The organism is Planococcus sp. CP5-4_YE, assembly GCF_019042655.1.
GTDB lineage: Bacteria > Bacillota > Bacilli > Bacillales_A > Planococcaceae > Planococcus.
In genome coordinates, this window is sequence record NZ_JAHPZO010000014.1 from 1 (window position 1) to 13,605 (window position 13,605).

General features: G+C 48.2%; 8 protein-coding genes, 1 rRNA gene and 2 riboswitches. All 9 genes read right to left on the reverse strand.

The features are described 5' to 3' along the window. A 16S ribosomal RNA gene (locus KTG14_RS14025) occupies nucleotides 1–512 on the reverse strand; the annotation flags it as partial. A 548-nt stretch (nucleotides 513–1,060) separates the two neighbouring features. Then, a complete protein-coding gene (locus KTG14_RS14030; RefSeq protein WP_216971520.1) occupies nucleotides 1,061–2,398 on the reverse strand; it encodes an NCS2 family permease in 1,338 nt (445 codons plus the stop codon). Between the two features lie 109 nt (nucleotides 2,399–2,507). Beyond that, nucleotides 2,508–2,609: riboswitch (purine riboswitch) on the reverse strand. A 115-nt stretch (nucleotides 2,610–2,724) separates the two neighbouring features. After that, nucleotides 2,725–4,263: a glutamine-hydrolyzing GMP synthase gene (gene guaA, locus KTG14_RS14035; RefSeq protein ID WP_216971583.1), complete on the reverse strand. Its 1,539-nt coding sequence runs from the start codon at nucleotides 4,261–4,263 to the stop codon at nucleotides 2,725–2,727. A gap of 126 nt (nucleotides 4,264–4,389) precedes the next feature. Further along, nucleotides 4,390–4,491: riboswitch (purine riboswitch) on the reverse strand. 31 nt (nucleotides 4,492–4,522) lie between these two features. Then, complete coding sequence (locus KTG14_RS14040; RefSeq protein ID WP_216971521.1) at nucleotides 4,523–6,709, reverse strand: transglutaminase TgpA family protein; 2,187 nt, start codon at nucleotides 6,707–6,709, stop codon at nucleotides 4,523–4,525. Further along, nucleotides 6,706–7,881, reverse strand: coding sequence for a DUF58 domain-containing protein (locus tag KTG14_RS14045; RefSeq protein ID WP_254178186.1), 1,176 nt, complete (start codon nucleotides 7,879–7,881; stop codon nucleotides 6,706–6,708). Before KTG14_RS14045 ends, KTG14_RS14040 begins: the two co-directional genes overlap by 4 nt. A 35-nt stretch (nucleotides 7,882–7,916) precedes the next feature. After that, nucleotides 7,917–8,867 (reverse strand): AAA family ATPase, encoded by a 951-nt coding sequence (locus tag KTG14_RS14050; protein WP_216971523.1) that lies wholly within the window; start codon nucleotides 8,865–8,867, stop codon nucleotides 7,917–7,919. 185 nt (nucleotides 8,868–9,052) lie between these two features. After that, nucleotides 9,053–9,886: an ammonia-dependent NAD(+) synthetase gene (gene nadE, locus KTG14_RS14055; protein WP_216971524.1), complete on the reverse strand. Its 834-nt coding sequence runs from the start codon at nucleotides 9,884–9,886 to the stop codon at nucleotides 9,053–9,055. An 11-nt stretch (nucleotides 9,887–9,897) separates the two neighbouring features. Further along, nucleotides 9,898–11,367, reverse strand: a complete 1,470-nt coding sequence (locus tag KTG14_RS14060; RefSeq protein ID WP_216971525.1) for a nicotinate phosphoribosyltransferase — start codon at nucleotides 11,365–11,367, stop codon at nucleotides 9,898–9,900. A gap of 479 nt (nucleotides 11,368–11,846) precedes the next feature. After that, the gene (gene ilvD, locus KTG14_RS14065) at nucleotides 11,847–13,532 is read right to left on the reverse strand and encodes a dihydroxy-acid dehydratase (protein ID WP_216971526.1); all 1,686 of its coding nucleotides are present in this window, start codon (nucleotides 13,530–13,532) and stop codon (nucleotides 11,847–11,849) included. Nucleotides 13,533–13,605 lie beyond the last annotated feature (73 nt).

A 13,605-nucleotide genomic window follows, 5' to 3' on the forward strand; every position in this document is an offset into this window, starting at 1 on the left:
CGGTTTCCCGGAGTACCAATTGTTAGTTGGTACCCAATAGTTAGTTGGTACTTGTTCTTCCCTCACAACAGAGTTTTACGATCCGAAAACCTTCTTCACTCACGCGGCGTTGCTCCGTCAGACTTTCGTCCATTGCGGAAGATTCCCTACTGCTGCCTCCCGTAGGAGTCTGGGCCGTGTCTCAGTCCCAGTGTGGCCGATCACCCTCTCAGGTCGGCTACGCATCGTGGCCTTGGTGAGCCGTTACCTCACCAACTAGCTAATGCGCCGCGGGCCCATCCTGCAGTGACAGCCGAAACCGTCTTTCCGTGCAGCCTCATGAGAGGCCGCAAACTATTCGGTATTAGCACCGGTTTCCCGGAGTTATCCCGATCTGCAGGGCAGGTTGCCCACGTGTTACTCACCCGTCCGCCGCTAAACCAAAGGAGCAAGCTCCAATGGTTCCGCTCGACTTGCATGTATTAGGCACGCCGCCAGCGTTCGTCCTGAGCCAGGATCAAACTCTCCATTATAGAGTAGTTGATTGCTCAATACTGCTGGCGTATCGCCGTCTAAAAGACGCGCGATTCGCTTTGATCTGCCGAAGCTGATCAGTAGTTAAGTCACGAACACCGAAGGTCGGAATGGCTGATTGCTCCGATCGCCCAAGGGCGACCATCGCAAAAGCCGTTCGCGCGCCAAGGCGCTCGTGACGTCTTTCGTTGACGTTTTGCTGTTCAGTTTTCAAGGTTCATGTTGTGCGCCTCTCTTGGCGACTTGACTAATATAGCACGCTGGGAATATCCCGTCAAGCTTTTATGAGAAACTTTTACTCTTCTTATTATAACGTAATATTCTTAATATTCAACTAAAAAATTATTACAGTTTTGAAAGGAGTTATCTTCCTTTCATACAAATACTTACCTCCTCTCCCAATCGTTAATAATGGTGTCCGTAAATAGAAAGATAAACATAAATGAACCACTCATCACCGATTCATTTAAATGAGTTTCCTTCTATTAGAAGAAAGGCTTTTTACTAGATACAAAAAAAGCCGCCGGCATAAGCCGGCAGCTTCTCTTTAAGCAAGAAATATAAAATACAAAACGAAGATAACAAACAGTCCATACATGATAGGATGAATTTCTTTTCTTCTTCCCGCAACCATCATCGTGATTGGATAGAAAATGAATCCGATTGCGATCCCCGTTGCGATACTATAACCGAGCGGCATAGCAATCATCGTAAGGAACGCTGGAACAGCGATTTCAAACTTGCCCCATTCGATTTGACCGAGAGCTGAGACCATCAAGACGCCGACGATGATCAATGCTGGCGCAGTTACTGCACTGGTGATGACTGATAACAACGGATAGAAAAGAATAGCAACCAAGAAGAGGATTCCTGTAACCACTGAAGCAAAACCAGAACGCGCTCCAGCTGCTACACCGGCTGTAGACTCGATATATGAAGTTGTTGTTGAAGTCCCGAAGATTGCCCCGCTCACTGTGGCAATTGAATCCGCGAGCAAAGCTTTTCCTGCGCGCGGTAATTTATTATCTTTCATTAAGCCGGCTTGGTTCGCTACTGCCACCAAGGTTCCAGCTGTATCAAAAAAGTCTACGAACAAAAATGTTAGCACGATGACAAGGAACTGAATGGTCATCAATGAACCTGGGTCGCTGAAGATCGGTTCAAGCGCAACACCGAATGTCGGGGCAAGACTTGGAACATTCAAATCGATGATCGCCGTTGGCAAGCTGACCACTTGGAAGATCATCCCGACGACTGCAGCGATTAAAATCCCGAAGAAAATTCCACCCTTCACTCCGCGAACCATCATGATCACGGTGACAAACAAACCGAAAATCGCGAGCAAAGCGGAACCGGTCGTCAAATCTCCGAGCCCAACAAGTGTATCAGGATTTCCTACTACAATTCCTGCATTCTGAAAGCCGATAAATGTGATGTAAAGTCCGATACCTGCACCGACTGCATATTTCAATTGAGCCGGGATGGCGTTGATGATCGTTTCGCGAATGCCTGACAAAGTCAGCAGAATGAAAATTAATCCTGAAACCAGCACCCCGGTTAATGCAGTTTGCCAAGGCACCCCGTACGTTAAAACAACTGTATAGGAGAAGAAAGCGTTGAGCCCCATTCCTGGCGCTAAGGCGAGAGGGTATTTAGCGACGATTCCCATCAACAGACTGCCTATAGCGGCCGCTAGAGCAGTTGCCATAAATACAGCCCCGTAGTCCATGCGAAGGGCCGGATCCAAATCAGGAATCGAATCCATCGTCAGCGTCAGCGGGTTGACAACCAAGATATAAGCCATCGCTAAGAATGTGGTTAAACCGCCGATAAATTCCTGACGGTAGTTCGTTCCAAGTTCTTCAAATTGAAAATACTTCTTCATGCATAATTCCTCCGTATGCTTTTGTATAAGTCTACGCAAAAAACGCATACAGCGATTTGCCGTATGCGTCCGATTATCTCCGTCCGAAAACAGAGAGTCCGCCTATTTAATAAGGCGGACAAAAAATCGTAGTCGGATCATTTACGGTGAACCGGTAGAGACTCTCAGGCCATATTCCTGAATTTATACGACAAGCTTATTTAATTTCATTTATAAGAATACCACGATAGGTATGGAAAAACAAGACAAAACACGAACGATTATCTATTTTTTAAACTGAAAGTTCGTAAAAAAGAAAAACGACTGCTAATGGCAGCCGTTTGTTTCTATTCCCACTCGATTGTTGCAGGTGGCTTGCTCGTAATATCGTATAGTACGCGGTTGATGTGATCTACTTCGTTGACGAGACGGACACTAATTTTCTCAAGCACGTCCCATGGAATGCGTGCCCAGTCCGATGTCATACCGTCAATCGATGTGACTGCACGGATTCCGATAGCGTAGTCATATGTGCGTGCATCGCCCATGACGCCGACGCTGCGGATGTCCGGCAAAACCGTGAAGTATTGCCAGACGTCGCGGTCAAGGCCAGCTTTTTTGATTTCATCGCGCAGGATCCAATCCGATTCGCGGACGATTTCAAGCTTTTCTTCAGTGACAGCTCCCATGATTCGAATGCCAAGGCCTGGGCCTGGGAATGGCTGGCGCCAAACGATTTCATCCGGCATGCCAAGCTCGGTTCCGAGTGCACGCACTTCGTCTTTGAACAAAGTGTTGAGTGGTTCAATCAACTCAAATTGCATGTCTTCAGGCAATCCGCCTACGTTGTGGTGGGATTTAATCGTTTGAGCAGTCGTTGTGCCGCTTTCGATAATATCTGTGTAGAGGGTACCTTGGGCAAGGAAATCCATGCCTTTTAGTTTCTCTGCTTCATCGTCGAATACATAGATGAATTCATTGCCGATGATTTTACGTTTCTGCTCAGGGTCGCTGACGCCTTCTAGTTTTTTCATGAAGCGCTCGCGGGCATCGATCTTGATGACATTCATGTGGAAGCCGTCCGCGAACGTCTTCATGACGCTTTCCGCTTCCCCTTTGCGGAGTAAGCCATGGTCTACGAACATGCACGTCAATTGATCACCGATCGCTTTGTGGATTAACACGGCTACAACTGAAGAATCAACGCCGCCGCTTAATGCGCAAAGAACTTTTTTGTCGCCCACTTGCTCGCGGATTTTCGCGATTTCCAATTCGATGTAGTTTTCCATTGACCATTCGTCTTTCATGCCGCAAACGTCAAAGACGAATTGGCGCAGCATTTCGTTGCCGTAAACGGAATGGCGGACTTCCGGATGGTACTGGACGCCGTAAAGTCGACGCTCTTCGTTGGCCATTGCTGCAATTGGGCAGCCTGGGCTTGTCGCAATGATGTCAAATCCCGGAGGTGCAGCTGTGACGAGGTCGCCATGGCTCATCCAGACGACTTGTTCTTCTGGCACGTCTTTGAAAATAGAACTTTCTTTTGTCAAAGTCAATTCGGCTTTACCATATTCGCGGTTAGAGGCTTTCTCGACCTTGCCGTCCATACGAAGCGCCATCAATTGCATGCCGTAGCAAATGCCCAGTATCGGCAATCCCATCTCGAAAATCTCGGGGTCGATGGAAAATGCATTTTCATCATAGACGGAGTTCGGTCCGCCTGAGAAAATGATACCTGTTGCATTCATTTCTTTGATTTCAGTCGCGGTAATCGTGTGCGGGTGGAGTTCGCTATAGACACCGATTTCACGGATGCGGCGCGTGATCAATTGGTTGTATTGGCTGCCGAAATCCAAGACGACGATTTTTTTCTGTTCCTTCAACATAGGGCTGACTGGCAAATCCTTCACCTCTTCTATTCGATTCAGGCCACACAATATAAAAAAGAACGCGAAAACCACTCCTCGCGTTCTTGTCCTCTACGTTAAAAAGGCGAATGCACAGGCAAATAAGCATGCGTCATCCGCCTTCATAGTCAAGTCATTTCCGGTGACTTGGTAGAGACATCCGAACCGTATCATCGGACATATATGAGGGCACTGTATTCTATAATTTTCTCAATTGTACAGGCTAGTGTTTTTAAAATCAACCGCTTGTCCGATTGATTAAATTTTCCCAACTTTCCTTCAGTTCTCGCCAATCAACCGATTGAGCGTCGCCCCCGTAAACGGCTTTTTCATATGCTGCTGTCAATTTCGTCATTTCTTTCGTTCCATAAAACGAATCAACGTATTCGGCGTATGAACGCAATGTTTGACCCGGCGCGCGCTTAATTCCATAAAGTTCCAACTGTTTCAAAAGCCGCAGATAGGCTTTTTCGAAGGTTTCCGCATCCGCCTGTTTTCTACGGTAATACGGGATCAACACTTTCGGCATCCATTTTTTGCGTATCTTGAATAGTATGAATGCGAACAGCAGCAAGCCGATTGTTGATGCGATGAGCTTTCCTGCATTTTCGGATACAAAAGAAAGGAAACGCTCGCCCGCTGTCGGACTTGCATCTGCCCCTGCACCGGCGTCCGGTTGTTCAGGTTGTGCCTCGGGTTCAGGTTCAGGCCGATCGGGCATTTCCTCTTCTTCCGGTTCGGTGGCATCAATTTCCAAATCGAAATCAATGGATGAAGCGCCTGTAAAGCCGATGGTTGGTTCGAACATCATCCAGCCTACGCCTGGCATATAAGCTTCTACCCATGAGTGCGCATTGTTATTCGTGACTTCATATACATCGTAGCCATCCACTGTATCGATGACTTCCCCTTCATTGAAGCCTTTTACCCAGCGTGCAGGTATATCAAGCGAACGCAGCAAGACGACCATTGAAGTTGAGAAATTATCGCAATACCCGCGCTGCGTTTCAAAAAGGAATTGATCAACATAATCTTGGCCTTCCTCGGGAATAGCGATACCGCTTTGGCTGTATTCAAACCCGTTGCTACCGAAATAACGTTCGACCGCCTGCGTCTGGCCATAAACAGTATCTGACCCAGCAGCGATTTCTTCCGCTAGTTGCCCAACCCGATCCGGCAATTCATCAGGCAATTGCAAATAGCGGTCGTATTCCGGTGGCAGTTCAGACAGGTCTTCTATATCTGTTTCACGTAATGCTGTCAGGCTGTAGGAAGGTTCGCTATAGAACACTTCATAGACATTCGGTTCGAAAGCGATACTATCTTGCAATGTGTCAAAGCGCTGTTGAACCGGGTCGTAACGATAATCCAGTGTTTCTTCCATTAAGAAAGAAGCAGTGCCGTAGGGATAGAGAACAAATGGGAATGGCAGTTGCATATCGACGAGGGCAGAAGAACGCTCTTCCCCTGCTGGGGGGAAGTCTGTCGTAACTTCATCACCATTTCGGTAAAGTTGTTCATCAGCATCTTCTTCCGAAAGCTCCCACCCTTTTGTCGTATAGACATCTTTTACTTCAACTTTCCAGTATTGGCCTTCTTCGACTTCCGTCCTGAAAACAGTCGTATCATCAGAGACAAAAGAGCCTCCAAGCTGTGAATCATCGACGCCGTAGCCGATGCGCCCGACGCCCCCTTCACCGACACCGCCTTTTCCGGAATAGGAAGTGATGTACGGAACAGGATCCGGCCAAATCGGATCTGCTTTTGGCAGATAAAACGCAAATGCGGTCGAAGCGACCAACAGCAATAATAAGGGAATCGAAAAGACCAGCAGTTTATCCGTCTTCTCTGCGGCTCCGTGACGTTCCATCCATCTTGCCAAATGCAATAATCCTGCCAATAATAGGCCAATGACCATGATGCGGACAATCGCCGTATCTCCTGAATAGGGGCTGAATGTATCCAATACAGCCACAAAAATGACCGTCAGTAGATAGAATAAGAAAATGCTCAATCGGAAACTAACCCAATAATGGATCAGATAGATGGCCATCCACAATAGTGCAAAAAACAGAACGGTGCGAAATACATCAGTGGTCGCCTGCCAATCTTGGCTAAAGAGCGCCGACAAGCTGACGCTCGCCTGTTCCACAACAAAAGCCAGGCTTTCTGCCGTGAAAAATAGATTGCCAGTATAGACATACACAATAAACCATAGAACGTAAAACAATTTCAAGGGGCCGGTAATCCACCATGGCATGTCGAAAAACGCCATAATGAGACCTAATGCAACGAAAGCCAAAAATAGCCGATGGTGGCCGGTTTCAGTTAATTCGATTACAGGGCGGAGCCATTCCGACAATAGTAGAAATACCAAGATGTACAATAAGCCCATAAATATTTTGTTTTTTCTGATGGATGTCATGAACGATTCGCCTCCATAAACGCCGAAGCGAAATTCCCTGGGCCGACAACTTTCACACGGAAACCTTTAGAACTTGCGTATTGATGGTTTTTTTCGTCTTCCGGAGTGATCGACTGACCTGCTTCTGTCACGACTAGGCATAAACACTGGCTTAGGCTCGTTGCGTTTCGTCGGATTTCATCGACCATTTCACGCGACAACGAACCTGTCACATAGACCAGGCTCGGCACATGGACTTGCTTTAGATCCTGGCCAACCACTGCTTCGATCGGCCGATCCAAATCGTCCTGGACTTTCGCTAAATGGTAGAGTGCGCGTTGCAATTGCTTCTCACTTTGGATTAGTGGGAAAAAGGCGCGCGGCGTGCCGGCTGATAAATAGGCGACACTGGCATGAGAGGCCACAACGGACGTCAGGATCGAAGCAATCAATTCGACTTGTAATTCGAAAACGGGAGACGGGGAACGGTCATCAAGCAAGAACAGATCTTGCGATTGACGGTCTTCGAACTCTTTCGTGCGCATCGTCTGCGTTCGGGCAAATGATTTCCAATGTATCCACGAGACCCGGTCTCCCGGTTGGTAATCACGGATACCGCTCGCCATGGTGGTATCTTTCACTAAAGTAAATGGCGCCGCGATTGAGCCCTGGTCAAAACTGGAACCGATCGGGCGGTACATCATTTCAACAGTGTTCGGATAAACCAGTACGGACTGACGGACCGGCAACAGCTGCCGCTTTTTTACCCATCCGAAAAAATCGGCGGTTTCGACCAGGACGCCTTCTAAAACGTGTTCGCCCCTTGGCATTTCCTCGATTTCATAGGTCCAGGAAAATTCTCTGCGGAATCCGGGAAGCAGCAGTTGACGACCCATTTCAGCCATACGGACCTTGAGGCGTGCCGAATGCGCCTGTTCCTCGAGGACCGTGTAAAGCAACGGGAACGGAAATGTCCGCCGAACGGTTACAGTGGCTGAAAAGCGGTGGCCATTCCGCACTCGCGGTGTGTGCACTACCCGCTCTGCGCGCAAATTCTGCAACGGATAGAATGACAACAAGACGGAGTAAAGAATGAAAGGCACAGATACATAAAAAACGAACCAACTGACAAAGCCGCCTTGGAACATGGCAAACGAAAAAGTCAAAAAAAGCAGGATGAGCACAAAAATCATCCTGCCCGAAGAACTTAAAATTTGTTTGACCCGCCTCATTGATTCACAAGCCTTTGTACAGGAACATGTGTCTTGGCAATGATACGTTCCGTCAGTTCTTCTGCGGTGATGCCGTCATAGCGGGCTTCTGAACGGAGCATAATTCGGTGGCCGAAGACGAATTTCGCCAAGTATTGAATATCATCAGGAGTGACATAATCTCGCCCTTTGAGCATGGCATAGGCTTGAGCCGCTTTCATCAAGGCAATCGAGCCGCGCGGGCTGACGCCGAGATAAACATAAGGATCGCGGCGGGTTTGCGTCGCCAATTCCACAATATAGGTACGGATCGTATCGTCTACGCGAATCGTCCGGACTTCTTCCTGCAATTCAAGCAATTCTTCGAGCGTCAGTACCGATTCCAGTTCTTCGATGGGCGGAATGGCCTGAGAACGGGTCAATACTTCGATTTCTTCTTGCCGCGTCGGATAACCCATTTTCACTCTCAGCAAAAAACGGTCCAATTGCGCTTCTGGCAATGGATAGGTTCCTTCATATTCGATCGGGTTTTGGGTCGCCATAACGAAAAACGGTTTAGGAATCTGCATCGTCACGCCATCCGTGGTGACTGATGCCTCTTCCATCGCTTCCAATAACGCGGACTGCGTTTTCGGTGACGTTCGGTTAATCTCATCCGCCAAGACGATATTGCCCATGATCGGTCCCGGACGGAAATGGAATTGCATGTCTTTCGGGTTATAAATCGAAACGCCTACTACGTCTGAAGGCAAGAGATCCGGGGTGAACTGAATGCGCTTGAAATCCGCTCCGACTGATTTTGCCAAGGCCCGGACAAGCATCGTCTTGCCGACACCCGGAACATCCTCAAGCAAAACATGGCCATGCGATAACAAAGCGACCAGACTCAACTCGGCGATTTCGCGTTTCCCGATAATCACTTTTTCGATATTATCAATGACTTTTCCTAAACGTTCTGTCGCTTTCATATCGGTTCCTCCTAATATATGTGGAAAAGGTTTTGAATTATCACAATCTTACTGCCATCATATCGGATTCCAGGCGATAACTCAACTGAGCCAACGCGGCATGACGGTTTGGAGGTATTCCTTTGACCCTCCCTTAAAATAGAAAAAAGGGAAAAGCGCATGCTTTTCCCTTTCATCGGTGCTATTCAGTTACTTTTCCAGAAGTCGTCAAAAATCGTCACTGGCAAATTGCGTTTATGCTGGGTTTTTAGATAATAGCCTTCCAATTTTTCACGCGCGTCTTCAGCAATTTCCTTGCCTTCAAGATAGTCGTCGATTTGCTCATAGGTAATACCAAGCGCGATTTCATCTGGAATGGCCGGTTTGTCTTCTTCCAAGTCGGCTGTCGGGACTTTTGTATACAAATGCTCCGGCGAGCCAAGTGCCTTCAGCATCTCACGCCCTTGACGTTTATTCAATCGGAACAATGGGACCACATCGGCCGCGCCATCCCCGTACTTCGTATAAAAGCCAGTAATCGCTTCAGCTGCGTGGTCAGTACCGAGAACGACTGCATTGTGCATCGCAGCAATTGAATATTGCGCTTTCATGCGTTCCCGCGCTTTTTCGTTGCCTTTGGCGAAATCCGTCAACTTGATGCCTTCCGCCTCTAACGCGCGATCGCTTCCATCGACGGCTTCTTTAATATTGATTGTGTATATTTTCGTCGGCTGGATAAATGTGATGGCATCTTGTGCATCGTGTTCATCACCTTGAACACCGTATGGCAAACGTACACCGTAAAAACTGTATACTTGCTCGCCTGCTTCCTCATTCAGTTCATCAATGGCCATTTGTGCCAGTTTGCCGGCAAGCGTCGAATCCTGGCCGCCGGAAATACCGAGTACAAACCCTTTCAGGAATGAATGGTGCTTTAAGTATTCTTTGAGGAATTCGACCGTACGCTTGATCTCTTCCTGTGGGTTAATGGAAGGCACTACCTTCAATTCATTGATAATCTGCTGTTGTAATGTTGACATGTGGCTCCTCCTTATTTGTTCGTGAATTCTTGAACCGATTCCCGTACTTCCTGGATATTCCGCATTTTATTGCTCCAACATTTTTCGCTTAAATCAACCGGGTATTCTTCTGGATTAAGCGACCGTTTGTATTCCTCCCACAGCAAATCGAGCGTTCCTACCGCATACTTCTGTATTTCCTTTAGCGGCGGGTTTTCGTAGATGACTTGGCCTGCTTTGATGACTTGTTGATGAATATTGACGGCATCAAAGTTGGTGACGAACTTCGATACAAATGTATGGACTGGGTGGAACATTTTTAAACGTTCTTCGGAATCAGGGTTTTCGTCGTGCATCGTAATGTAATCACCTTCTGATTTTCCATTTTCCCTATCTATAATCCGGTAAACGTTTTTCAACCCGGGAGTCGTCACTTTTTCCGCATTGCCGGAGATCTTGATGGTGTCTTCCATTTCGCCCGCACTATTTTCGATCGAGACAAGTTTATACACAGCGCCTAGCGCCGGCTGGTCATAAGCAGTAATAAGTTTCGTTCCGATTCCCCATGCATCGACGCGTGCTCCCTGTGCTTTCAAGTTGAGAATGGTGTATTCATCCAAATCGTTGGAAACGACTACTTCGGTGTCAGGGAATCCTGCCTCATCGAGCATTTTCCGTGCCGCTTTGGATAAAAAGGCGATATCGCCGCTGTCCAGGCGTATGCCGCGGAAATTGATTTTGTCCCCTAGCTCCTTCGCCACTTGGATGGCGATTGGCAAGCCCGATTTCAAGGTGTCATAAGTATCGACCAAAAAGACGCATTCACGATGGCGCTTCGCATAGGCATGGAACGCCTCGTACTCGTCTTTATAGGCTTGGATCATAGAATGGGCATGGGTACCGGCTGCTGGAATGCCGAATAGTTTAGCGGCACGGGTGTTGCTGGTCGCTTCCAAACCGCCGATAAATGCGGCACGGGTTCCCCAAATCGCCGCATCCATTTCCTGTGCGCGGCGCGTGCCGAATTCCATCACCCGTTCTGTGCCAACAACCTGCTTGATACGGCTCGCTTTGGTGGCAATCAAAGTTTGGTAATTGACGATATTAAGCAGTGCCGTCTCGACCAATTGCGCTTCCAAAAGAGGCGCTTCGATGCGAATCAGCGGTTCATTTTGAAATACAAGCTCGCCTTCGACCACTGAATAGGCGTCTCCTGTAAAACGAACTTCTTTCAAATAATCAAGAAAGTCATCCCGATAGCCAAGTTCATCACGTAAATATGTGATATCACTTTCCGAAAAATGGAAGTTTTTTAAATAATCGAGTACTCGCTCAAGCCCCGCAAATGTGGCATAACCATTGCCGAATGGCAATTTCCTGAAAAATAACTCAAAAACTGCCTTTCGTTCGTGCATCCCATCCGCCCAATAAGTTTCCGCCATATTGATTTGGTATAGATCGGTATGTAATGCCAAGCTATCATCTGCATAACGCGTTTCCACAAAAATCCCCTTCTTCCACAGTAATGACTATCATTATACATCAAATTCCTTATTTTATAAGGTGATGAATTGCCGCATAAGCCATGTCATTGACATATACCCAAAAATATGAGATGGTATTCAGAGTTAACTACGAGGTAACATATAAATTTTGATGACTGGCATTCTACGCAATGTTTTTGAAGATACTTATTCACACTGGCGCGATTACAGGATCGCAAGGACGTAAAAGAAGGCAGGGTTTACGTTGCTTAAGTTTAAAGCACCCAGTGGAACTATTACCGCGGCAATGAAAGTAAACACTTTCAATGGAAATGATTCCCCGTTCGTTACGGGTTAATATTTAAGTCAAAACACATGATTGTTACCTAAATAAACAAAGGGCTGTTCTCAAATGAGGGCAGCCCTTTTCCAGTTGCTACACGATTTAAAAGCAGCGCCGATTCCGTTTTATCCCGGAATCGACGCTGCTTTTACTATTATCGGTTCAAATAATCCGTAACGGCTCCTTTGGATGAGCAAGAAACATTATGTGCATATTTTCCGAGAACGCCTTTGCGGTGAAGTGGTGGCGCAATCCATTCGCTTCTGCGCTTTTCGAGTTCTTCTTCAGAAACGTCCATGGAGATTTCCTGCAGATCCGAATCGATTGTCACCATGTCACCTTCTTGGAGCAAAGCGATTGGGCCGCCCGACTGCGCTTCCGGTGAAATATGGCCGACGACCAGGCCGTGCGTGCCGCCCGAGAACCTTCCATCGGTCAGGAGCGCAACGGATTCGCCCATGCCTTTTCCGACGAGGATTGCAGAAATCGACAGCATTTCCGGCATGCCTGGACCGCCTTTTGGCCCGACATAGCGGATGACCAATACATCGCCATCGTTTATTTCGTTCGCCATGACCGCTGCAGTCGCTTCTTTTTCATTATCAAAAACGCGGGCCGGGCCTGTATGGCGGTTGACTTTGACGCCCGATACTTTGGCGACGGCGCCTGTCGGAGACAAATTGCCTTTTAGGACAATCAGCGGGCCGTCTTTTCGTTTCGGGTTGTCGAACGGCATGATGACATCTTGCCCTTCTGTCAGGCTAGGTGCTTCCTGCAAGTTTTGCGCGACGGTTTTGCCGGTGACCGTCATGCAATCGCCGTGCAAATAGCCCGCTTCGAGCAACATCTTCATGACTGCTTGAACGCCGCCGACGCGGTGAAGGTCCTGCATGACGTATTTGCCGCTCGGTTTCAGGTCCGCGATATGCGGCACCGTTTTTTGCAGGCGGTTGAAGTCATCGATTGTCAAATCCACTTCCGCAGCGTGCGCGATCGCAAGCAAGTGAAGGATGGCATTGGTTGAGCCGCCAAGCGCCATGACGACCGTGATGGCATTTTCGAACGCTTCTTTGGTCATGATGTCTTTCGGATAGATGCCAATCTCCAGCAAATTATGCACCGCAGCACCCGCCGCTTCACAGTCCGCTTCTTTGTACTCGGACACTGCAGGGTTTGAAGAACTTCCAGGCAAGCTCATGCCCATCGCTTCAGCAGCAGAAGCCATCGTGTTCGCCGTATACATGCCTCCGCATGAACCCGCACCAGGGCATGCGCTGCATTCAATTCTACGCAGCGCCGCGTCGTCGATGGTGCCGTTATTATGCTGGCCAACACCTTCAAAGACGGAAACGATGTCGATATCCTGGCTATTATAGCGCCCTGCTGCGATGGTGCCGCCGTAAACGAATACTGCCGGCACTTCGGAATTGGCGATGGCAATCAAACAACCCGGGATGTTTTTATCGCAGCCGCCGATTGCGACAAGCCCGTCCAGGCTTTCTGCGCCGACAACCGTTTCAATAGAATCCGCGATGACGTCGCGGCTCGAGAGTGAATACTTCATGCCTTCCGTACCCATCGAAATTCCGTCAGAAACGGTGATGGTGTTGAAGATGAACGGGACAGCCCCGGCTCCTTGAGCACCTTTTTTCGCGGCTCTCGCCAGTTCGTCGATATGTATATTACACGGTGTGACTTCGCTCCATGTGCTTGCGATGCCGACCATTGGCTGCTCGAAGCCTTCATCCGTCACTCCGACCGCCCGCAGCATGGCCCGGTTCGGGGCTTTCATCGGCCCTTCGCTGAATACTTTGCTGTTGATGCGCAAATCCTTCTTCATAAGTATCCTATCCTTTCTTTTCTATGTATCTGCTACTTGGATTCACAGGGCACTCAATGAATTTGACCGGCCC